The 21,826-nt window shown below is 59.0% G+C and carries 22 protein-coding genes; 15 read left to right on the top strand and 7 right to left on the bottom strand.

Annotation, left to right across the window (positions count from 1 at the left end):
• Positions 1–54 precede the first annotated feature (54 nt).
• On the top strand, positions 55–1,146 hold the full coding sequence (locus tag ACWIKB_RS03710) for an aminopeptidase (RefSeq protein ID WP_475265361.1): 1,092 nt from the start codon (positions 55–57) through the stop codon (positions 1,144–1,146).
• Positions 1,147–1,243: 97 nt separating this feature from the next.
• Here the strand turns inward: ACWIKB_RS03710 and ACWIKB_RS03705 are convergent, their stop codons facing one another.
• The 3 genes from ACWIKB_RS03705 to ACWIKB_RS03695 all read right to left on the bottom strand — a co-directional run bounded on the left by ACWIKB_RS03705 (position 1,244) and on the right by ACWIKB_RS03695 (position 3,112).
• On the bottom strand, positions 1,244–1,702 hold the full coding sequence (locus ACWIKB_RS03705; protein ID WP_475265360.1) for an REP-associated tyrosine transposase: 459 nt from the start codon (positions 1,700–1,702) through the stop codon (positions 1,244–1,246).
• A gap of 185 nt (positions 1,703–1,887) precedes the next feature.
• A complete protein-coding gene (locus ACWIKB_RS03700) occupies positions 1,888–2,538 on the bottom strand; it encodes an HAD family hydrolase (protein WP_475265359.1) in 651 nt (216 codons plus the stop codon).
• Between the two features lie 28 nt (positions 2,539–2,566).
• A complete protein-coding gene (locus ACWIKB_RS03695) occupies positions 2,567–3,112 on the bottom strand; it encodes a gamma carbonic anhydrase family protein (protein WP_475265358.1) in 546 nt (181 codons plus the stop codon).
• Positions 3,113–3,174: 62 nt separating this feature from the next.
• Between ACWIKB_RS03695 and prlC the strand changes: the two genes are divergently transcribed.
• Positions 3,175–5,253, top strand: coding sequence for an oligopeptidase A (prlC, locus tag ACWIKB_RS03690; RefSeq protein ID WP_475265357.1), 2,079 nt, complete (start codon positions 3,175–3,177; stop codon positions 5,251–5,253).
• Complete coding sequence (locus ACWIKB_RS03685; protein WP_123408468.1) at positions 5,250–5,537, top strand: YheV family putative zinc ribbon protein; 288 nt, start codon at positions 5,250–5,252, stop codon at positions 5,535–5,537. Before prlC ends, ACWIKB_RS03685 begins: the two co-directional genes overlap by 4 nt.
• A 134-nt stretch (positions 5,538–5,671) precedes the next feature.
• Here the strand turns inward: ACWIKB_RS03685 and ACWIKB_RS03680 are convergent, their stop codons facing one another.
• Entirely contained in the window at positions 5,672–6,319 is a 648-nt protein-coding gene (locus ACWIKB_RS03680) for a phosphatase domain-containing protein (protein ID WP_475265356.1), read from the bottom strand.
• 296 nt (positions 6,320–6,615) lie between these two features.
• Here ACWIKB_RS03680 and ACWIKB_RS03675 point away from each other — a divergent pair, with 296 nt between their 5' ends.
• Genes ACWIKB_RS03675 through ACWIKB_RS03665 form a run of 3 tightly spaced genes read left to right on the top strand, consistent with a single transcriptional unit; the run spans position 6,616 to position 10,460 of the window.
• Positions 6,616–7,356, top strand: coding sequence for a gluconate 2-dehydrogenase subunit 3 family protein (locus tag ACWIKB_RS03675; RefSeq protein ID WP_475265355.1), 741 nt, complete (start codon positions 6,616–6,618; stop codon positions 7,354–7,356).
• A gap of 2 nt (positions 7,357–7,358) precedes the next feature.
• Positions 7,359–9,143, top strand: coding sequence for a GMC family oxidoreductase (locus ACWIKB_RS03670; RefSeq protein WP_475265354.1), 1,785 nt, complete (start codon positions 7,359–7,361; stop codon positions 9,141–9,143).
• Between the two features lie 12 nt (positions 9,144–9,155).
• Positions 9,156–10,460, top strand: a complete 1,305-nt coding sequence (locus ACWIKB_RS03665; protein WP_475265353.1) for a c-type cytochrome — start codon at positions 9,156–9,158, stop codon at positions 10,458–10,460.
• Between the two features lie 60 nt (positions 10,461–10,520).
• Here ACWIKB_RS03665 and ACWIKB_RS03660 read toward each other — a convergent pair whose 3' ends face one another.
• Entirely contained in the window at positions 10,521–10,826 is a 306-nt protein-coding gene (locus tag ACWIKB_RS03660) for a hypothetical protein (protein ID WP_475265352.1), read from the bottom strand.
• Positions 10,827–11,054: 228 nt separating this feature from the next.
• Between ACWIKB_RS03660 and ACWIKB_RS03655 the strand changes: the two genes are divergently transcribed.
• The 3 genes from ACWIKB_RS03655 (at position 11,055) to ACWIKB_RS03645 (ending at position 14,705) form a co-directional block, all read left to right on the top strand.
• Positions 11,055–12,113: a PA0069 family radical SAM protein gene (locus tag ACWIKB_RS03655; RefSeq protein ID WP_475265351.1), complete on the top strand. Its 1,059-nt coding sequence runs from the start codon at positions 11,055–11,057 to the stop codon at positions 12,111–12,113.
• A 243-nt stretch (positions 12,114–12,356) separates the two neighbouring features.
• Positions 12,357–13,088: a carbonic anhydrase gene (locus ACWIKB_RS03650; protein ID WP_475265350.1), complete on the top strand. Its 732-nt coding sequence runs from the start codon at positions 12,357–12,359 to the stop codon at positions 13,086–13,088.
• Positions 13,089–13,178: 90 nt separating this feature from the next.
• On the top strand, positions 13,179–14,705 hold the full coding sequence (locus tag ACWIKB_RS03645) for a SulP family inorganic anion transporter (RefSeq protein WP_475265349.1): 1,527 nt from the start codon (positions 13,179–13,181) through the stop codon (positions 14,703–14,705).
• A gap of 94 nt (positions 14,706–14,799) precedes the next feature.
• On the opposite strand, the gene ACWIKB_RS03640 is transcribed toward ACWIKB_RS03645, so the two are convergent.
• Positions 14,800–15,450 carry a hypothetical protein gene (locus ACWIKB_RS03640; RefSeq protein ID WP_475265348.1) on the bottom strand — a complete coding sequence of 217 codons (651 nt, stop codon included), beginning with the start codon at positions 15,448–15,450 and terminating at the stop codon, positions 14,800–14,802.
• A 372-nt stretch (positions 15,451–15,822) separates the two neighbouring features.
• On the opposite strand from ACWIKB_RS03640, the gene coxB reads away from it, so the two are divergent.
• The 4 genes from coxB (at position 15,823) to ACWIKB_RS03620 (ending at position 20,226) form a co-directional block, all read left to right on the top strand.
• Positions 15,823–16,950 (top strand): cytochrome c oxidase subunit II, encoded by a 1,128-nt coding sequence (gene coxB, locus ACWIKB_RS03635; protein ID WP_475265347.1) that lies wholly within the window; start codon positions 15,823–15,825, stop codon positions 16,948–16,950.
• A gap of 82 nt (positions 16,951–17,032) precedes the next feature.
• Positions 17,033–18,622 carry a cytochrome c oxidase subunit I gene (ctaD, locus tag ACWIKB_RS03630; RefSeq protein ID WP_475265346.1) on the top strand — a complete coding sequence of 530 codons (1,590 nt, stop codon included), beginning with the start codon at positions 17,033–17,035 and terminating at the stop codon, positions 18,620–18,622.
• Between the two features lie 126 nt (positions 18,623–18,748).
• Positions 18,749–19,306, top strand: coding sequence for a cytochrome c oxidase assembly protein (locus ACWIKB_RS03625; protein WP_475265345.1), 558 nt, complete (start codon positions 18,749–18,751; stop codon positions 19,304–19,306).
• 32 nt (positions 19,307–19,338) lie between these two features.
• On the top strand, positions 19,339–20,226 hold the full coding sequence (locus ACWIKB_RS03620; RefSeq protein WP_475265344.1) for a cytochrome c oxidase subunit 3: 888 nt from the start codon (positions 19,339–19,341) through the stop codon (positions 20,224–20,226).
• A gap of 18 nt (positions 20,227–20,244) precedes the next feature.
• Here the strand turns inward: ACWIKB_RS03620 and ACWIKB_RS03615 are convergent, their stop codons facing one another.
• Positions 20,245–20,448 carry a twin transmembrane helix small protein gene (locus tag ACWIKB_RS03615; protein ID WP_027926133.1) on the bottom strand — a complete coding sequence of 68 codons (204 nt, stop codon included), beginning with the start codon at positions 20,446–20,448 and terminating at the stop codon, positions 20,245–20,247.
• Positions 20,449–20,518: 70 nt separating this feature from the next.
• Here ACWIKB_RS03615 and ACWIKB_RS03610 point away from each other — a divergent pair, with 70 nt between their 5' ends.
• Both ACWIKB_RS03610 and ACWIKB_RS03605 read left to right on the top strand, forming a co-directional pair.
• Entirely contained in the window at positions 20,519–21,259 is a 741-nt protein-coding gene (locus ACWIKB_RS03610) for an SURF1 family protein (RefSeq protein WP_475265343.1), read from the top strand.
• Positions 21,225–21,818, top strand: a complete 594-nt coding sequence (locus ACWIKB_RS03605; RefSeq protein ID WP_213937643.1) for a hypothetical protein — start codon at positions 21,225–21,227, stop codon at positions 21,816–21,818. Before ACWIKB_RS03610 ends, ACWIKB_RS03605 begins: the two co-directional genes overlap by 35 nt.
• Positions 21,819–21,826: the final 8 nt, after the last annotated feature.

Here is a 21,826-nt window from a genome sequence, read left to right as displayed (position 1 = left end):
GCTCCAGTCTGGCGGGATAGTCTTGTGGGCAGACTTTCCAGGGATGTTTTTATTGTGATCAGGCCGCTTCCAAGCCCTGGGTTACTTGATCGCGTTTTGCGCGTTTTGTTTCCGGGTGTGTTGTTTTTGTTGCTCAACGGTTGCGCCAGCGTCAGCTACTACAGTCAATTGGCCGGCGGTCAGCTGCAACTGCTGCGGGCTCGGGAGCCGGTTGCCAAGGTGATTGCCGATCCTCAGCGCGATCCACAACTGCGTGCGCACCTGACCCAATCGCAAAAAGCCCGGGTGTTCGCCAGCCAGCATCTGCACCTGCCGGACAACCAGAGCTATCGGCTGTACGCCGACATTGGCCGGCCCTATGTCGTCTGGAATGTCTTCGCCACGCCGGAATTTTCCCTGACGCCGCATAACCATTGCTTCCCCATCGCCGGTTGCGTCGCCTATCGCGGTTACTACAGCCAGAGTGCGGCCCGGGGCGAAGCGGCGTTGCAGCGCCTGCAAGGCATGGACGTGTCGATCGGTGGAGTCGAAGCCTATTCGACACTGGGCTGGTTCAACGACCCGATCATCAGCTCGATGATGAATTGGGGTGACGAGCGGCTGGCCACGCTGATCTTTCATGAGCTGGCCCATCAACGGTTTTATGTGAAGGACGACACCGAGTTCAACGAATCCTTTGCCACGTTTGTCGAGCAGGAAGGCACCCGCCAATGGCGCGCCAGTCGTGGGCTCGCGCCGGACAACGGCGCCTCGATGCAACAGCGCGATCAGCTCACTCAACTGGTTCTGGACACCCGCACACGCCTGGAACGCCTGTACGCCCAACCCCTGCCCGTCAAGCAGATGCGCCAGCACAAAGCCGAAGAGTTCGAACGGCTACGCAGTGACTATCGAGCGATGCGTGACAGCCAATGGGCCGGGGATAAACGCTATGACGCGTGGATCAATGCACCGATGAACAATGCCAAGCTGCTGCCATTTGGTTTGTACGACCAATGGGTGCCGGCGTTTGCGGCGCTGTTCAGGCAGGTGGATGGGGATTGGGTGAAGTTTTATGCCGAGGTGGAGAAGCTGGGTGGGTTGCCGGTGGTTGAGCGTAAGGCGGCGTTGAAAGGGTTGGCAGGGTCGGAGAGTAGGGGTGGCTGATCCGGCCTCTTCGCGGGCAAGCCTCGCTCCTACAGGTGCCCATTACATCGGCAGAGCACCTGTAGGAGCGAGGCTGCCCGCGAAGGCGTCTTTGCTGTCACAACCAGATCGCATCCCACAATGGATAATCCCCAGCCTTCGAGACCAATCCCGCGCGTATAGGGTTGCGGACGATATATCGAGCAACCGCCTGCAAATCCTCTTCCTTGCGGATGGCCCTATCGTGATATCCATGTTGCCAAACCGGGCCTTGGCGCCCTATCGAGCGATTAAGCGTCACAGCGATGCGTGATTTGGTCCGGGCCATCAACTTGGGCAGTTGAGTGTTCTGCAACTCGATCAGCCAATGGAAATGATCGTGCATGACGACCCAGGCCAGTGACGTCGCGAACCCTTCTCGCTCAGCCGTTCTGAAAGCGTCGACCACCAACCGCCCGCACTTGAAGTCGCGAAACAACGGCTCTCGATTGAGAATTACGGCTGTTAGTAGATAAATCTGTCCGGATTCTGAATATCGTCCGGTGCGCAATCGATGAGCATGTTTGAGTTCTGGCAATGATGATCCTCCTTGATCGCGGCCTTGTTTTTTAGACTAGGACGATAAGAAGGGATTGGAGTAAGAACAGTTGCTCAGGATGTGTCTGGGAGGACGCCTTCGCGGGCAAGCCTCGCTCCTACAGGAGGTTCATTACATCGACATCTCACCTGTAGGAGCGAGGCTTGCCCGCGAAGGTAATCGAATTAACGCTGCAAAAACGCCTGATGCATCTCTTCCAGCGTTTCGAAGTGATACGCCGGTGCTTCGGCGCTCAGTTCTTCGCGACTGCCAAAGCCGTAACCCACGGCCGCCGCGTCCAATCCGTTGCTCCGTGCGCCGATCAAATCGTGTTTACGGTCGCCAATCATCAGGGTGTTGGCCGGATCGAGGCCTTCTTCGGCGATCAAATGGGCAATCAGCTCGACCTTGTTGGTCCGCGTCCCGTCCAGCTCGCTGCCGTAAATCACCTTGAAGTGTTTGGCGAAGTCGAAGTGTCGAGCGATCTCGCGGGCGAACACCCAGGGTTTGGACGTGGCTATATATAGCTGCCGTCCTTGCCCGCTCAGGGTTTCCAGCAAGGGTGTAACACCATCAAATACGCGATTCTCATACAGGCCGGTGACTTTGAAACGCTCGCGATAGAAATTCACCGCTTCCCAAGCCTTGGGTTCATCGAAGTCGTAGAACTGCATGAATGCCTGCAACAACGGTGGGCCGATGAAGTGCTCGAGCTTTGTCAGGTCGGGTTCATCAATGCCCAGTTTGCTCAGCGCGAACTGGATCGAGCGGGTGATGCCCTCGCGAGGGTCGGTCAGGGTGCCATCGAGGTCGAACAAAACAGTTTGGTAATGCATGAAAATTCCTGGGCAGTTGTGAGACGGCTTAGAGCTGGTCGTAGCCTTCGGCCAGATGCAGGTCCTTGAGCTTCACGTAGTTCGCCGCGCTGTAGGTGAAAAAGGCGTTTTCCTTGTCAGTCAGTGGCCGGATCTGTTTCACCGGACTGCCGACATACAGGAAACCGCTTTCCAGGCGCTTGCCCGGCGGCACCAGGCTGCCGGCACCGATGATCACATCGTCTTCAACTACCGCACCGTCCATGACAATACTGCCCATACCGATCAACACCCGACTGCCTACCGAGCACCCGTGGAGCATGACTTTGTGCGCGACGGTCACGTCGTCACCGATCAAACACGGAAAGCCATCGGGATTGAACGGCCCGGCGTGGGTGATGTGCAGCACGCAGCCATCCTGGATGCTGGTGCGCGCACCGATGCGGATGCGGTGCATGTCGCCGCGGATCACCGTCAGCGGCCAGACGGAGCTGTCTTCGCCGATTTCGACGTCGCCGATTACCACCGCCGAGCCGTCGACAAAAGCGCCTTTGCCCAGCAGCGGCGTGTGGTTCAGATACTTGCGAAGGGTCACGATAGGCTCTCTCTCTTTTGCTGATAGCTGCGGTGAGCGTCGATTGTAATTAAGATGGGCCAATGTTTCTTCCAGCCAAGGTGCCAACCGTGAGCGTGAACAACCCTCTTCTGCAGTCCTACGACCTGCCGCCGTACTCGGCGATCCGTGCCGAACACGTACAACCGGCCATTGAACAGATCCTGGCTGACAACCGCGCCGCCATCATCGAGATCCTCAAAACCCAGGGCAAACAACCGACCTGGGCCGGCCTGGTGCTGGCGATGGACGAACTCAATGATCGCCTGGGCGCTGCCTGGAGCCCGGTCAGCCACTTGAACGCCGTATGCAACAGCGCTGAATTGCGTGAAGCCTACGAGTCCTGCCTGCCGGCCTTGAGCGCCTACTCCACCGAGATGGGCCAGAACCGTGAACTGTTCCAGGCCTTCGAAGCCCTGGCTAGTAGTCCAGAAGCCGCCGGTTTCGACGTGGCGCAGAAAACTATCCTCGAACACGCCCTGCGTGACTTCCGTCTGTCGGGTATCGACCTGCCAGAAGCCGAACAAAAGCGTTACGCCGAAGTGCAGAGCAAATTGTCGGAGCTGGGTAGCCGCTTCTCCAACCAACTGCTCGACGCCACCCAGGCCTGGACCAAACACGTCACCGATGAGGCTGCCCTCGCCGGCCTGACAGATTCGGCCAAGGCGCAAATGGCTGCCGCGGCACAGGCCAAAGGGCTGGAAGGCTTCCTGATCACCCTGGAATTCCCGAGCTACTACGCGGTGATGACCTACGCCCACGACCGCGCCCTGCGCGAAGAAGTCTACGCCGCCTACTGCACCCGTGCGTCGGACCAAGGCCCGAATGCCGGTCAGAACGATAACGGTCCGGTGATGGAAGAAATCCTCGACCTGCGTCAGGAACTGGCCAAGCTGCTGGGTTTCGCCAGCTTCTCGGAGCTGAGTCTGGCGACCAAGATGGCCGAATCCAGCGACCAGGTGCTCAGTTTCCTACGAGACCTGGCCAAGCGCAGCAAACCGTTCGCCGCTCAGGATCTGGAACAGCTCAAGGCTTATGCCGCCGAACAGGGCTGCCCGGACCTGCAAAGCTGGGACAGCGGTTTCTACGGTGAAAAACTCCGTGAACAACGTTACAGCGTTGCCCAGGAAGCCCTTCGCGCTTACTTCCCGATCGACAAAGTGCTGGGCGGCCTGTTCGCCATCGTTCAGCGCCTGTACGGCATCGAGATTGCCGAGCAGAAAGGCTTCGACACCTGGCACCCGGATGTTCGCCTGTTCGAAATCAAGGAAAACGGCCAGCACGTCGGCCGCTTCTTCTTCGACCTTTACGCCCGCGCCAACAAGCGCGGCGGGGCCTGGATGGACGGCGCCCGCGACCGTCGCCGCACCGCTGAAGGCGTGCTGCAAAGCCCGGTGGCTAACCTGGTGTGCAACTTCACCCCGGCCGACAGCGGCAAGCCTGCGCTGCTGACCCACGATGAGGTCACCACGCTGTTCCACGAATTCGGCCATGGCCTGCATCACTTGCTGACCCGCGTCGAGCATGCTGGCGTGTCCGGCATCAACGGTGTGGCGTGGGATGCCGTCGAGCTGCCAAGCCAGTTCATGGAAAACTGGTGCTGGGAGCCGGAAGGCCTCGCGCTGATTTCCGGTCACTACGAAACCGGCGAGCCACTGCCACAGGACCTGCTGGGCAAAATGCTCGCGGCGAAGAACTTCCAGTCCGGCCTGATGATGGTGCGCCAACTGGAATTCTCGCTGTTCGACTTCGAACTGCACGCCACCCACGGCGACGGTCGCAGCGTGCTGCAAGTGCTCGAAGGCGTGCGCGACGAGGTGTCGGTCATGCGTCCGCCGGCCTACAACCGTTTCCCGAACAGTTTTGCGCACATCTTCGCCGGCGGTTACGCAGCGGGTTACTACAGCTACAAGTGGGCTGAAGTGCTGTCAGCCGATGCCTTCTCGAAGTTTGAAGAAGACGGCGTGCTCAACGCTGAAACCGGCCGCGCCTTCCGTGAAGCGATTCTGGCGCGCGGCGGTTCTCAGGAACCGATGGTGCTGTTCGTCGACTTCCGTGGCCGTGCGCCAACGATTGACGCACTCTTGCGCCACAGCGGCCTGAGTGAGGACGCGGCAGCATGAGCGAGGGGCCTGTGATCACGAAAAAACGCTTTATCGCCGGGGCGGTCTGCCCGGCGTGCAGCGAGCCGGACAAATTGATGATGTGGAACGAAGACGAGGTCCCGCACCGTGAGTGCGTGGCCTGCGGTTATTCCGACACACTCAATGAACAAGGCTTGTCCGTGCCCAAGGAGTTGGGCACGCGGGTCAACGTTTCGGCGCTGAAAGTGCCGGACGCCAAGGTTCAGGCGGTGCAATTCTTCCCGAACCCGAAACTGAAGAAAAAGCCTGACGAGCAACATTGAGTTATCCCCATGTGGGAGCGGGCTTGCTCGCGAAGGCGGTGTATCAGTCAACATCAACTCTGAATGACACACCGCCTTCGCGAGCAAGTCGAATCGTCGCACCGCCGCTCCCACAGGGTTTATGGCTTGTCTCCTTACTTTTCTACATTGGCCGATTTGAACCAGTTCTTCATCGAGCACATGGCGAACGGGCTGGTACTGCAATCGCCATTGGCCAATGCGGTACGCAATTTGTCGGTATCCGCCTGCATCATGTAGCGAACACCGTCCTTGAAGTGGGTGCTGTCACCAAAACCGCCCTCGGTCATTTCATTCAGGGCGTCTTCCTTGCTCCAACCCTGCACAACCACCCGGTACATGGCCGCCATCAGCCCCGTGCGGTCGGAACCGTGTTTGCAATGCATCAACACCGGGCCTTTGGCCTCGGCAGCCTGAATCGCGCGCAAGGCAGTGATGACCTGCGCGTCATCCACATGATTGGTGCGATAAGGCAGTTGGACCAGGTTGATGCCAGGTGTAGATAGCCAGCGGGAGTCCGACTCAGGCAGGAAGCTGATGACGGTTCCAACCTTGAGCTTTTCCAGCAGCGGCACCGCGCTACTGTCCGGCAATGCACTGCGGTAGAGGGTTGGGGACATTTGGAAGAGGTTGTACTTCGCCTCCACTGGCTGCGCCCATTCCGCAGGTCGCGGTGATGTGCTGTCGTCGGCCAAGGCCAGCGATAGATTGAACAAGGCAACCAGCGACAGACACATCGCTGGGATAAAACGAGTAATGGGCATGCTCGGCGACCGTAGGGAAGAAGCGGATTAATGACGTTCAGGTTCAGCCCTGAGCGGTCAAAGCGCTGTGAGCCAACTGTCAAAGAATCGTGAATGCAGCGACTTTCGTCGCAAAAACCCGGTTTATTTCAGCTGAATCGGTTCATCCTGATACTTAGGCTGCTACCATTTGTTACCAAAGTTTGCAGATGCGCAGCGCTCTCACGACCGCCAAAGATCCGCATCCCTGCCAAAACGAAAAGCCGTTCGACGAAACGGCTGAAAAAACCATCAATGCCTGATGAGGTGCACCCCCCATGTCTGATCAAGATCGAGACAACCCGCGGCGTGAGTTTTTGCGCAAATCCCTGACCTTGATTCCGGTGGTCACCGTCGCCAGCACCGCGCTGGGCAGCTCCGTCCTGCTCGCCGCGCCGGAACCGGCGCCGTCCGCGCCCGGCAAAACTCCCGTCAGCACCAGCACCTATGAGCCCACCTACTTCACCGTCGAAGAATGGACATTCATCAAGGCCGCCGTTGCTCAATTGATCCCGAGTGATGCCCAAGGGCCTGGCGCGCTGGAAGCCGGCGTGCCGGAATACATCGACCGTCAAATGAACACCCCGTACGCCGCCGGTGCCCTGTGGTTTATGCAAGGGCCGTTCAACGCCGATGCCGCGCCAGAAATGGGCTGGCAGAGCAAACTGGTGCCCAAAGAGATCTATCGCCTGGGTATTGCCGCCACGGATGCTTGGTCGAAGGCGTTCAACGGGAAAGTATTTGCTGAGCAAGACAGCGCTACCCGAGACGATTTGCTGAAACAACTCGAGGCCGGAAAACCCCAGTTCGATAGCGTGCCATCAAAGATTTTCTTCAACCTGCTGCTGCAAAACACCAAGGAAGGGTTCTTCTGCGACCCGATCCACGGTGGCAACAAAGGCATGGTCGGCTGGACCATGATCGGCTTCCCCGGCGCCCGCGCCGATTTCATGGATTGGGTGGAACGCAACGAGCAATACCCCTTCCCGGCAGTTTCGATTCGCGGCGAGAGGGCATAAGCATGGCAACGGTAATGAAGAAGGTCGATGCAGTCATCGTCGGTTTCGGCTGGACAGGCGCGATCATGGCCAAAGAGCTGACAGAAGCAGGCCTGAACGTGTTGGCGCTGGAGCGCGGACCGATGCAGGACACCTACCCTGATGGCAACTATCCCCAGGTGATCGACGAACTCACCTACAGCGTGCGGAAAAAACTCTTTCAGGACATCTCCAAAGAGACCGTGACCATTCGCCATAGCGTGAATGACATTGCACTGCCAAACCGCCAACTCGGTGCATTCCTGCCCGGCAATGGCGTAGGCGGCGCCGGCCTGCACTGGTCCGGCGTGCACTTTCGGGTCGATCCGATCGAATTGCGGATGCGCAGCCATTACGAAGAGCGCTACGGCAAAAGCTTCATCCCAAAGGACATGACCATCCAGGACTTCGGCGTCAGCTATGAAGAGCTGGAGCCGTTTTTCGATTACGCCGAGAAGGTATTCGGCACCTCGGGTCAGGCCTGGACGGTGAAAGGCCAACTGGTCGGTGAAGGTAAGGGCGGCAACCCTTACGCACCGGATCGCTCGAACCCGTTCCCGCTGGAGTCCCAGAAGAACACGGTTTCCGCACAGCTATTCCAGAAAGCCGCCACAGCCGTAGGTTACAAACCCTACAACCTGCCATCGGCCAATACGTCCGGCCCGTACACCAATCCCTACGGCGCCCAGATGGGTCCGTGCAACTTCTGCGGTTTTTGCAGCGGTTACGTTTGCTACATGTACTCCAAGGCGTCGCCGAACGTGAACATTCTGCCGGCCCTCAAGCCGTTGCCGAATTTCGAGTTGCGGCCCAATTCCCACGTGCTGCGGGTCAACCTCGACAGCACCAAGAGCAAAGCCACCGGCGTGACCTACATCGATGGCCAGGGCCGGGAGATCGAGCAACCCGCCGACCTGGTAATCCTCGGCGCGTTCCAGTTCCACAACGTGCGATTGATGTTGCTCTCCGGCATCGGCAAGCCTTACGACCCGATCAGCGGTGAAGGCGTGGTCGGCAAGAACTTCGCCTACCAGAACATGGCCACCATCAAGGCGTTCTTCGACAAAGACACCCACACCAACAACTTCATCGGTGCCGGCGGCAACGGCGTGGCAATCGATGACTTCAACGCCGACAACTTCGACCACGGGCCGCACGGCTTCGTCGGCGGCTCGCCGATGTGGGTCAACCAGGCCGGCAGCCGGCCGATTGCCGGGACCTCCAACCCGCCAGGCACCCCGGCCTGGGGCAGTGCGTGGAAACGCGCCACCGCCGATTACTACACCCACCAGGTGTCGATGGACGCCCACGGCGCGCATCAGTCCTACCGTGGCAACTACCTGGATCTCGACCCGGTTTACCGCGATGCCTACGGCTTGCCGCTGTTGCGGATGACCTTCGACTGGCAGGAAAACGACATCAAGATGAACCGTTTCATGGTCGAGAAAATGGGCAAGGTCGCTGAAGCGATGGGCCCCAAAGCCATCGCAGTGATCGGCAAGCAGGTCGGTGATCACTTCAACACCGCGTCCTACCAGACCACCCACCTCAATGGTGGCGCGATCATGGGCACCAACCCGAAAACCAGTGCTTTGAACCGTTACCTGCAGAGTTGGGACGTGCACAACGTATTCGTCCCTGGCGCGTCCGCTTTCCCACAAGGCCTAGGTTACAACCCTACAGGCCTGGTCGCCGCATTGACCTACTGGTCGGCCCGGGCGATCCGCGAGCAGTACCTGAAAAACCCCGGCCCGCTGGTTCAGGCTTAAGGAGCGATGACCATGAAAGCACTTGTTATCGCGACTTTGGCCCTGCTCGGCAGTGCCTCGATCAGCGCCGCTGAAGTTGATCAAAATTTGATCAAGCAAGGCGAATACCTTGCCCGTGCCGGCGACTGCGTGGCCTGCCACACCGCCAAGGACGGCAAGCCGTTCGCTGGTGGCCTGCCGATGGAAACGCCGATCGGGACGATCTACTCCACCAACATCACGCCGGACAAAACCGGCCTGGGCGACTACAGCTTTGAAGATTTCGACAAAGCCGTACGCCATGGCGTCGCCAAAAACGGTAGTACGTTGTACCCGGCGATGCCGTATCCGTCCTACGCCAGCGTCAACGAAACCGACATGCAAGCCTTGTACGCCTACTTCATGCACGGCGTGGCGCCGGTGGCCCAGGAGAACAAGGCCAGCGACATTCCCTGGCCTTTAAGCATGCGTTGGCCGCTGATGGGCTGGCGCTGGCTGTTCGCACCGGCCGTGGCGGATTACCAAGCAGCGCCCGGCGCAGATGCCGTGGTCAGTCGTGGGGCTTATCTGGTGGAAGGCCTGGGACATTGCGGCGCTTGCCATACGCCGCGTGCCCTGACCATGCAGGAAAAATCCTTGAACGCTGGCGAAGGCAGTACGTTTCTGTCAGGCAGTGCGCCACTGGAAGGCTGGATCGCGAAAAGTCTTCGCGGTGATCACAAGGATGGCCTCGGCAGTTGGAGCGAAGAGCAACTGGTGCAATTTCTCAAGACCGGGCGCAGCGACCGCAGTGCGGTGTTCGGTGGCATGAGCGATGTGGTCACCCACAGCATGCAGTACATGACCGACGCCGACCTGAACGCGATAGCCCGTTACCTCAAGTCCCTGCCGGCCAATGACCCCAACGACCAGCCGCACCAGTACGACAAACAAGTCGCTCAGGCGCTATGGAAAGGTGACGACAGCAAGCCAGGCGCTTCGGTGTACATCGATAACTGCGCGGCCTGCCACCGTACCGACGGTCACGGTTATACGCGGGTGTTCCCGGCGTTGGCGGGCAACCCGGTATTGCAGTCGGAGGACCCGACGTCGCTGATTCACATCGTGCTCAAGGGCGGGACCTTGCCGGCCACGCACACGGCACCGTCCACTTTCACCATGCCTGGGTTTGCCTGGCGGTTGTCGGATCAGGAAGTGGCGGATGTCGTTACCTTCATCAGCACAAGTTGGGGAAATAAAGGAACGACCGTAAAGTCCGGCGATGTAGCCAAACTGCGCAAGGATGATATGAAAACAACTTCCGGTGATGATCTTGGCCAACTCACTCAGCATAACTAAGCTGTCGTGATGAATAGAACCTGCATGAGCGATCATGCAGGTTTAATCAATAGTCGAGGATCAAGGATTGACGATAGCGGAATACGCCTTTGCCAGAACCAGCAGCTTTTCCTTGTCATCACTATCGATATCACCGTCACCGTCCACATCACTGCGTACGGTCCGGATACTAAAGGATCGGCCGCCATCCGCCGAGACAGCCGTGACATAGGCTGAGTCCACCAGGGCTTCGGTCTGTACACCATTTACAGCGTCCCAACCCATTTCTTTACGGGCAAGTTGCATCGATACTTGCGCTTCCTTTGGATTGGTAACAGTTGGGGTCAGCAACTGCAGAAAGATACCGCGCTGATTAAACATAGACATTTATTAATTCCATTTAATAAGTAATTCACGAAGGTTTCGTGTGCCGTTGATAATACTTACCCCACTACACAACAACCTACTGTTTATATGTTTCCCATGATGACGACATATCTCGTTATTACTCAGCCAATACAAAAAACTGTTTTGATGCGACAGATCGCCGAACGGCACTGGCTGTATTCTCAGAGCTCCTATACTGTATGTACATACAGCTCGGAGCGATAAATCATGGTCACCCCTCTTCCGCCACGCGGCCGCGGCACCGCCACCAATCCGCACAACCGCTTCGCCCCGAACCGTTCGGTGGCCGAGGACGACGGCTGGTATCAGGAAGCGCCCATGACCCAAGGCACCGAGGTGCGCATCGAGACGGCGAAAACCATCATTACCCGCAATAACTCGCCGGACTTGCCCTTCGACCGTTCGATCAACCCCTATCGCGGCTGTGAGCACGGCTGCATCTATTGCTATGCGCGGCCCAGCCACGCTTATTGGGACATGTCGCCTGGGCTGGATTTCGAAACCAAACTGATCGCCAAGACCAACGCCGCCGAAGTCCTGGAGGAACAACTCTCTAAACGCGGCTATCAGTGCGCACCGATCAATCTGGGCTCCAACACCGATCCTTACCAGCCGATCGAGCGTGAACACAAAATCACCCGTAAAACCCTGGAAGTGCTGCTGCGTTACCGTCATCCGGTGACCATCATCACCAAGGGCTCGCTGATCCTGCGCGATCTGGATTTGTTGGTTGAGCTCGCTGAACAGCGACTGGTGGCGGTGATGATCAGCCTCACCACACTGGATGATGAGCTCAAGCGCATCCTCGAACCCCGGGCCGCGGCGCCCAAGGCACGTCTGCGGGCCATCCGGGTGATGCGCGAGGCCGGGATCCCGGTGGGGGTCTTGTGCTCGCCGATGATTCCGATGATCAACGACAGCGAACTCGAAAGCCTGCTCACCGAAGCTCACGCCGCCGGGGCCCAGAGCGCGGCGTATATGATGTTGCGCTTGCCGCTCGAAGTCGCACCGCTGTTCGAAGAATGGCTGGCTGCCCACTACCCGCAGCGCGCAGCCCATGTACTGAGCCTGATCCGCCAGAGTCGTGGTGGCGAGCTTTACGACAGCCGCTTTGGTGCGCGGATGCGCGGTGAAGGACCGTTCGCCGACTTGTTGGCGCAACGTTTTGCAAAAACCATCAAGCGCCTGGGCCTCAATCAACGCGAAGGGTTTAATCTGGACTGCGACGCCTTCTGTCCGCCGGGTCGCCAAATGTCATTGATTTGAGGACAATTAGCCTAAGGTTGAGTAGGGTAAAAAGCATTTCGCCATTAGGCCGGTCACGTTTTTTGTGACCTGGAACACACGTGCTAGAGCGTTTGATTCAGTTTGAGTTAAGTTTCGACGGTTACCTTGTTCATCGAGTGACTGATGGGTCGAGATTTACGACCTGGACGTTTTTTAAACAGCCACTGGCTTCATATCGGATAAAACGGGACACTTTCCCAACTCCGTCAAAGAGGATGAATCATGAGTGACAAGGATAAACAGCCGTTGGCTGCGTCGGCTTCTGCCCACCCCGAGGCGGAATCCGCCGATGCAGCGCTGAAGCATATCGTTGACGGCTTTTTGCATTTTCATCACGAGGTCTTTCCGCAGCAGGAAGAGCTCTTCAAGAAACTCGCCACGGCCCAAAGCCCGAGAGCGATGTTCATTGCCTGCGCCGATTCGCGCATCGTTCCTGAACTGATCACCCAAAGCGCCCCCGGTGATCTGTTCGTGACCCGTAACGTCGGCAACGTTGTGCCACCTTATGGGCAAATGAACGGCGGCGTTTCCACCGCCATCGAATACGCGGTGCTGGCCCTGGGCGTGCAACACATCATCATTTGCGGGCACTCCGATTGCGGCGCCATGCGCGCGGTACTCAACCCGCAAAGCCTGGAAAAGATGCCTACGGTCAAAGCCTGGCTGCGGCATGCCGAAGTAGCAAAAACCATGGTCCAGGAAAACTGCCACTGCGCTGACGAAAACGAAAGCATGCACATCCTCACCGAAGAGAATGTGATCGCCCAGTTGCAGCATCTGCGTACCCACCCATCGGTGGCCTCGCGCATGGCCAACGGTCAGCTGTTTATCCATGGCTGGGTCTACAGCATCGAAACCAGCGAAATCAAAGCTTATGACGCGGATCAGGGGTGTTTCCTGCCTCTGGATGGCAGTCATCCGATTCCGGTGGCGACGCCTAAAGCGCGCTTCTAAAAAACTCCTAAATCCTTGTGTGGTTTAGCCGAGGCTGCCAATCAGGCAGCCGGGCTTCGCCATGCCTGAAAAAACATCGGGAGAATCCCTATGCGTGCTGCGCAACTTAAAGCTGTTCTGCCACGGGAGCTGCTGGCGTCCGTGGTGGTGTTTCTGGTGGCCCTGCCCTTGTGCATGGGCATCGCCATCGCCTCGGGGTTACCGCCGGCCAAAGGCCTGATCACCGGGATTATCGGTGGCCTGGTGGTGGGCTGGATTGCCGGTTCACCGCTGCAAGTCAGCGGCCCGGCGGCAGGTCTGGCCGTTTTGGTGTTCGAGTTGGTGCGCCAGCATGGCGTCGCCATGCTCGGGCCGATCCTGCTGCTGGCCGGTTTGCTGCAACTGCTGGCCGGTCGTTTCAAACTCGGCTGCTGGTTTCGGGTGACAGCGCCGGCGGTGGTCTACGGCATGCTCGCCGGGATTGGTGTGTTGATCGTGCTATCACAGGTGCATGTAATGCTCGACGCCGTGCCCAAACCGTCGGGGCTGGATAACCTGGCAGCGTTCCCGGCTGCCGTGGTTCAGGCCTTGCCATCCTTTGGCTGGCAGGCCGGTTTGCTCGGGCTGTCGACGATTGCGGTGATGTGGCTGTGGGAAAAATTTCGCCCTCACTCCCTGCGATTCGTTCCGGGCGCCTTGCTGGGTGTCGGTCTGGCGACGGTGGCCAGCCTGATGCTCGCCTTGCAGGTCAAACGCGTGGAAGTCCCGGCCAACCTGGCAGAAGCCATCGACTGGCTGAAACCGGCAGACCTGCTGAACCTGGCCGATCCGACGATCCTGATCGCGGCGTTTGCCGTAGCCTTTATCGCCAGCGCTGAAACCCTGCTCTCGGCCGCCGCCGTGGACCGCATGCACAGCGGCGAGCGTTCGGACTTCGACCGGGAATTGTCGGCGCAGGGTGTGGGCAACATGCTCTGCGGCTTGCTCGGCGCCCTGCCGATGACCGGCGTAATCGTGCGCAGCTCGGCCAACGTCCAGGCGGGTGCAACAACGCGATACTCGGCGATCTTCCATGGCCTGTGGCTGCTGGCGTTCGTACTGTTGCTGTCCAGCGTGCTGCAAAGCATTCCGGTGGCGAGCCTGGCGGGTGTGCTGGTCTACACCGGTTTCAAACTGGTCGACCTCAAGGCCTTTCGTGGCCTGGGCCGTTATGGCCGGATGCCGATGTTCACCTATGCGGCGACCGCCCTGGCGATCATCTTCACCGACCTGTTGACCGGCGTGCTGATCGGTTTCGGCCTGACCCTGGCCAAATTGGCGTGGAAAGCTTCGAGACTGAAAATCAGCCTGATCGACCTGCCCAAGGACGGCGAAATGGAGCTGCGATTGATCGGCGCGGCGACCTTTCTCAAGGTCCCGGCACTGACGCAGGTGCTAGGGACGATTCCAGCGGGCACGACAGTGCATGTACCGCTCAATAACCTGAGCTACATCGACCATTCGTGTCTGGAGTTGCTTGAGGAGTGGGGTCGAGCGAATGCGGCCAAGGGTTCGAAGCTGCTGATTGAGGCGCGGGGGTTGAAGCGCAGGTTGGAAGGCAGATTGCGCACCACCAGCGGCGTAGGTTCCGCCGGGTAGATAACCTGTAGGAGCGAAGCTTGCTCGCGAAGGCGTCCTCAAGTACGCCAAAAGCTTCGCGGGCAAGCCTCGCTCCTACCGGGGATGTGTCGTTTTACGCGGCTGGCTGATCCAGCTCCAGGCCCACGCCTAACTGGCGCGACAGGCACGGCCAGCGTTTCCACGCGGCGCCGGTGTCCGGGCTGTTGAGTTTCTCGCGGTAGGCCTCCACCGATTCCAGCGCGAAACTGTCTTCGTTAAGCATCTCGTCCACAGCGTGATGCACCGCCTCATCCAGTTGGTTGGCGAATTCCTCGCCGATCAATTGGTGGGCAATCAGGTTGGCGACAGTCATGTCCAATGGGATCAGTGGCTGGCCAAAATGCTTGATGTACAGGTCATTGACCTCTTCGACCAACCGATGCGCCAGATACGCTTCGTCCAGCAGGCTGTCCAGGCCGATATGCCCGGTCATGATCGCCGGCGGCTGGAGGAAGAACTGCTCGGCGATTTTCAGCACCGGTTTGATCTGCGATTCGATGCCCGCTTCCCGTGCGACATCATTGGCGGCGTCCAGCAGGTCCGGCACTTGCTCTATATAAGCGGTCACAAACCGGGTCATCACGCCGTTGGCGTCAACGTCCGGCAGTTGGATGGCAGCGTGCAGGTGCGGCAGTTGGGTTTCCAGTTGACGAGTTAACAGGCCGGTCTCGGCCTCGTGTTGTTGGGCTTTTTGGATCTGCTCGCGCAATGCGGCGGTGTTCATGAAAACTCCAGGAAACAAAGGCAATGAAATAGGGAAGACATAACTTAGCTGGCTTATGAAAGTTGCTAAGACGCATTTGTCATAATTGTTTCATCCTTGAGACACCAAAGTTATATCGATTTGCCACCACTCGTCGCGCATCGTTCTCCATTCGTGGCCTTGAGCGCAAGTCCCAGCTGTTTCAGATCATTTACGCCATCACATTGCGAGGTGACAGTCGCTGTCTATACTCGGGTGGGAATGGAGTTAGCTGATGACGCCCGACTGCATATGCAGCAAGGCTCGGCGATTCAAGTTCGTAGTCTGAAAAAGCCGCTCCCTTGCCGCTGGTGTTAGCCGGCGGGATAACAAGAACGATAAGGGGAACCCGCAATGATGCGACATCCACACGTCTGGATGGGCCTCCTGTTGTGGTCAATTTTCAGCCAGGCACAAGCGGCCTGGACTGTGAATATGGCGCCGGGAGCGACTGAAATCAGTCACGCAGTATTCGACCTGCACATGACCATTTTCTGGATCTGTGTGGTGATCGGCATCATCGTCTTCGGCGCCATGTTCTGGTCGATGATGGTCCACCGTCGCTCGACCGGGCAGGTGGCCGCAAAATTTCATGAAAGCACCACCGTCGAAATCCTCTGGACCATCGTGCCCTTCATCATCCTGGTGGCCATGGCGGTTCCCGCTACTGCGACCCTGATCAAGATGTACGACGCCAGTGAGCCGGATATCGATATCCAGATCACCGGCTACCAGTGGAAGTGGCACTACAAATACCTGGGCCAGGACGTCGAGTTCTTCAGCAACCTGGCCACCCCCCAGGATCAAATCCACAACAAGGAAGCCAAGGGCGAGCACTACTTGCTCGAGGTCGATAAGCCATTGGTGCTGCCAATTGGCGCCAAGATCCGGTTTCTGGTGACCTCCGCCGACGTTATCCACTCGTGGTGGGTGCCGGCCTTCGCGGTCAAGCGCGATGCGATTCCGGGGTTCGTCAACGAAGCCTGGACCCGTATCGACAAACCCGGCATCTACCGTGGCCAGTGCGCAGAGCTCTGCGGTAAGGATCACGGCTTCATGCCGATCGTGGTCGAGGTCAAGGAGAAGGCCGATTACGACAAGTGGCTGGCCGATCGCAAGGCCGAAGCCCTGCAGCTCAAAGAGCTGACCAGCAAGGAATGGACCCTCGACGAGCTTAAAGAGCGCGGCGACAAGATTTACCACACCACCTGCGTGGCCTGTCACCAGGCCGAAGGCCAGGGCCTGCCGCCGATGTTCCCGGCGCTCAAGGGCTCGCCGATTGCCACCGGGCCGAAAGCCGATCACCTGCACCGCGTCTACTTCGGCAAACCCGGCACCGCGATGGCGGCGTTCGGCAAGCAGCTTTCGGAAGTCGATATCGCGGCGGTCGTGACCTATGAACGTAACGCCTGGGGCAACAACAAAGGCGACATGGTCACTCCTAAAGAAGTGCTGGAGCTGAAACAGGCGGAAAGCAAATGACCCGGTCTATCGCGCACATCAGGAACCGGTCGGGGCAGCGCGCCCCGGCCTGCCCAGCCCATTCGTTCTCAGGAGAGCGGTCATGAGTGCTGTCATCGATGATCATGGTCATGCCACCGACCACGCCCACGGCCCCGCCAAGGGCCTGATGCGCTGGGTGCTGACCACCAACCACAAGGACATCGGCACGCTGTACCTGTGGTTCGCGTTCAGCATGTTCCTGATTGGCGGCTCGTTCGCCATGGTGATTCGTGCCGAACTGTTCCAGCCCGGGCTGCAAATCGTCGAACCGGCATTCTTCAACCAGATGACCACCATGCACGGCCTAGTGATGGTGTTCGGTGCGGTGATGCCGGCATTCGTCGGCCTCGCCAACTGGATGATCCCGTTGATGATCGGCGCCCCGGACATGGCCCTGCCGAGGATGAACAACTTCAGCTTCTGGCTGTTGCCGGCGGCGTTCATTCTGCTGATCTCGACCCTGTTCACCGCCGGTGGCGGGCCGAACTTCGGCTGGACGTTCTACGCCCCGCTGTCGACGACCTACGCGCCGGAAAGCGTGACCTACTTCATCTTCGCCATTCACTTGATGGGGATCAGTTCGATCATGGGCGCGATCAACGTGATCGCCACCATCCTCAACCTGCGCGCCCCCGGCATGACGTTGATGAAAATGCCGCTGTTCGTCTGGACCTGGCTGATCACCGCATTCCTGCTGATCGCGGTGATGCCGGTACTGGCCGGGTGCGTGACGATGATGCTGATGGACATCCACTTCGGCACCAGTTTCTTCAGTGCCGCCGGTGGCGGTGACCCGGTGCTGTTCCAGCATGTGTTCTGGTTCTTCGGGCATCCCGAGGTGTACATCATGATCCTGCCGGCCTTCGGCGCCGTCAGCTCGATCATCCCGACCTTCTCGCGCAAACCGCTGTTCGGCTACACCTCGATGGTCTATGCCACGGCGAGCATCGCGTTCCTGTCGTTTATCGTCTGGGCGCACCACATGTTCGTGGTCGGCATTCCGCTGGTGGGCGAGCTGTTCTTCATGTACGCCACGTTGCTGATCGCGGTGCCGACCGGGGTGAAAGTGTTCAACTGGGCCAGCACCATGTGGCAAGGCTCGCTGACCTTCGAAACGCCGATGCTGTTCGCCGTGGCGTTCGTGATCCTGTTCTCCATCGGCGGTTTCTCGGGGCTGATGCTGGCCATCGCGCCGGCGGACTTCCAGTACCAGGACACCTACTTCGTGGTCGCGCATTTCCACTACGTGCTGGTGCCAGGGGCGATCTTCGGGATCTTCGCCTCGGCGTACTACTGGCTGCCGAAATGGACCGGCCACATGTACGACGAAACCCTCGGCAAGCTGCATTTCTGGCTGTCGTTCGTGGGCATGAACATGACCTTCTTCCCGATGCACTTCGTGGGGCTGGCGGGCATGCCACGACGGATTCCGGACTACAACCTGCAATTCGCCGACTTCAACATGGTGTCGTCGATTGGTGCGTTCATGTTCGGCACCACCCAGTTGTTCTTCCTGTTCATCGTGATCAAGACCATCCGCGGCGGCCCGCCAGCACCGGCCAAACCGTGGGAAGGGGCCGAAGGCCTGGAGTGGAGCGTGCCTTCGCCGGCGCCGTATCACACCTTCACCACGCCGCCGGAAGTGAAATGAACGCTTTAGCCTTTGTGGGAGCGAGCCTGCTCGCGAAGAAGGATGACGCGGTGTATCTGCTAAACCGCGGTGTCTGCTTCGCGAGCAGGCTCGCTCCCACAGGGTTTGGCGTGGAGGCTCGCTACTATGGCTGATTCCATTTCGCTGAAAAAACTAGTCACTCGCCTTCTAATGGTGGTGGTCGCGATGTTTGTCTTCGGGTTTGCCCTGGTGCCGATCTACGACGTGATGTGCAAGGCCTTTGGCATCAACGGCAAAACCGCCGGGCAATACGAAGGCGAACAAGTGGTTGATACCTCGCGCCAGGTGCGGGTGCAGTTTCTGTCGATGAACAACGCCGACATGGTCTGGGAGTTCTATCCCAAGGGCAATGAACTGACCGCGCATCCGGGGGCGGTGAACGAGATGATTTTCGTCGCCTACAACCCCACCGATCACCCAATGAGTGCCCAGGCCGTGCCGAGTATCGCGCCCAGTGAAGCGGCGGCGTACTTCCACAAGACCGAATGTTTCTGCTTTACCCAGCAAGTGCTGCAGCCCGGTCAACGGATCGAGATGCCGGTACGTTTCATCGTTGACCGTGACATGCCCAAGGATGTGAAGCACCTGACGCTGTCTTACACGCTGTTCGATATCACCGCACGTCATCCGCCCGTGGCTGTTGCTGCAAGCACCGGTGGCTAGGCGTTAAGCGTGCCCGATAAGGAGAACAATAAATGGCAACTCATGAACACTATTACGTACCGGCCCAGAGCAAATGGCCGATCATCGCCACCGCCGGCATGCTGGTCACGGTTTACGGCCTGGGCACCTGGTTCAATGACCTTAAAGCAGCGCGGCCGGAGTCCCATGGCCCACTGATCTTTTTCGTCGGCGGCCTGCTGCTGGCCTACATGCTGTTCGGCTGGTTCGGCACGGTGATCAAGGAAAGCCGCGCAGGGTTGTACAGCCCGCAGCTGGATCGCTCGTTCCGCTGGGGCATGAGTTGGTTCATCTTCTCCGAGGTGATGTTCTTTATCGCCTTCTTCGGTGCGCTGTTTTATGTGCGGCACATCTCTGGCCCGGCGCTGGGGGGCGAAGGCCCGAAAGGCATCGCGCACATGCTCTGGCCGAACTTCCAGTTCACCTGGCCGTTACTGCACACCCCGGACCCGAAACTGTTCCCGCCACCTAAAGAAGTCATCAGCCCCTGGGGCCTGCCGCTGATCAACACCATTTTGCTGGTCAGCTCCAGCGTCACCGTGACCATCGCCCACCATGCGCTGAAGAAAGGCCATCGCGGCGCACTGAAAATCTGGCTGGCGATCACCGTGCTGCTGGGCTGCGGCTTCCTGGCCCTTCAGGCCGAAGAATACATGCACGCCTACCACGAACTGGGGCTGACCCTTGGTTCGGGCATCTACGGCGCGACGTTCTTCATGCTCACCGGTTTCCACGGTGCTCACGTGACCATCGGCACCATCATCCTGTTCGTGATGCTGATGCGGATCATGCGCGGGCACTTCGACGCCGAGCATCAATTCGGCTTCGAGGCGGCGAGTTGGTATTGGCACTTCGTGGACGTGGTGTGGATCGGGCTGTTCGTTTTCGTCTACGTGCTCTGAGGCTTCTGACTCAAAGAGCTACCAAGGCGCTGTAGAGACCAACTGGCCGCTGTAGAAGCCCCAGGCGATCAAGCCGACGGTGGTGGCGGCCAGGGCAACACGAACACTCAAGGCAATGACCAGGCGGTTCGAGCTGCTGTCGTCCTTGACCAGAAAAAACAGGCCGCTGAACAGGCTGACAACCGTGGCAATCAGCATCAGGACGATGGCTGCTTTGAGCATGGTGAGACTCCGGGGGAAAGGCGATGCATTTGAGTATAGCTATCGCGATCACCGACTTTCTGGCGCTGCCATGAAGCGCTTCCGGCCGGGCATCGTGCCGACGATTGTGGTCGCGCTGCTGTTGCCACTGCTGGTGTCACTCGGGTTCTGGCAGTTGAGCCGGGGCGCGGAGAAAAGCGCACTGCTGCAAAGCTACGCCGAGCGCCGGGCGGCCGAACCGATGGCCAGTTCCGAGCTGCTGAATACGCAAGATCCAGCCTTTCGCCGGGTGCGCCTGCATGGTCAGTTCGATGCCGAGCACAGCTTGTTGCTGGACAACCGTCAGCGCGACGGCAAGGTCGGCATCGAGTTGCTGCAACCGTTCCACGATCAGGCGACCGGGCTCTGGCTGCTGGTCAATCGCGGTTGGCTGCCATGGCCGGACCGGCGCACCCCGCCGCAATTCAAGACGCCTGCCGAAGCCTTGAGCCTCGACGCGTGGGTCTACGTTTCCCCCGGCGCTACCTTCCAACTGCATGCAGACCCTAGCACCGCCACTTGGCCACAACTGGTGACAGCCATTGAGCCGACGAAACTGTGGACGGCGCTGAACCGCGAAGGTTTTGCCTACGAATTACGCGAAGAAACCGGCCCGGCGTCCTACCAGGCCGATTGGCCGGTGGTGGCCATGGGGCCGGAAAAACACATCGCTTATGCCGTGCAGTGGTTCGCCATGGCGATCGCCCTGCTCGGCCTCTTTATCTACCTCGGCTGGCACAACGCAAAGGAGAAACACCATGGGAGCGGCCATGAATCCACCCAGCATGTCTGAGGCGAAAACGCCGGCAAGTCGGCGCAAGGGTCGCTTGCAACTGCTGCTGATTCTGCTGGGGGTGATCGGTCCGATGATCCTCGCCACCGGCATGTACAAACTGAATTTCTGGGTGCCGGACGGTCGCAGTTATCACGGCGAATTGATCGGCAACGGCCAGACCCGCGCCGACCTCGGCGTGCAGGCGCAGGAAGACCGCTGGCAGATGCTGGTGACCGCGCCCAAGGACTGTTCGGTGGACTGTCAGCAGTTGGTCTATCTGGCGCGGCAAATCCAGATCGGCCTCGGCCGCGATGCCTCCCGCGCCAGCCATGCACTGGCCGCCGCGCAACCGTTGAGCGCCGATTACGAAGCCAAGCTGACCCGAGAGTATCCACAACTGCAACGCTACCCCATGGACCTCACCACCTTCAGCAAGACCACCGGCGACAAGACTGCGCCGCAACTGTGGATCATCGACCCACACGGCAATCTGGTGCTGCGCTACGACCCGACGGTCAAGGGCAAAGACCTGCTGAACGATCTGCGTCATCTGCTGAAACTGTCGAACATCGGATAAGGGCATCG

Source organism: Pseudomonas sp. 5Vm1k, assembly GCF_056161485.1.
Note: the sequence above shows the minus strand (reverse complement) of the source record. Positions and strands in the feature narration are given on the sequence as shown.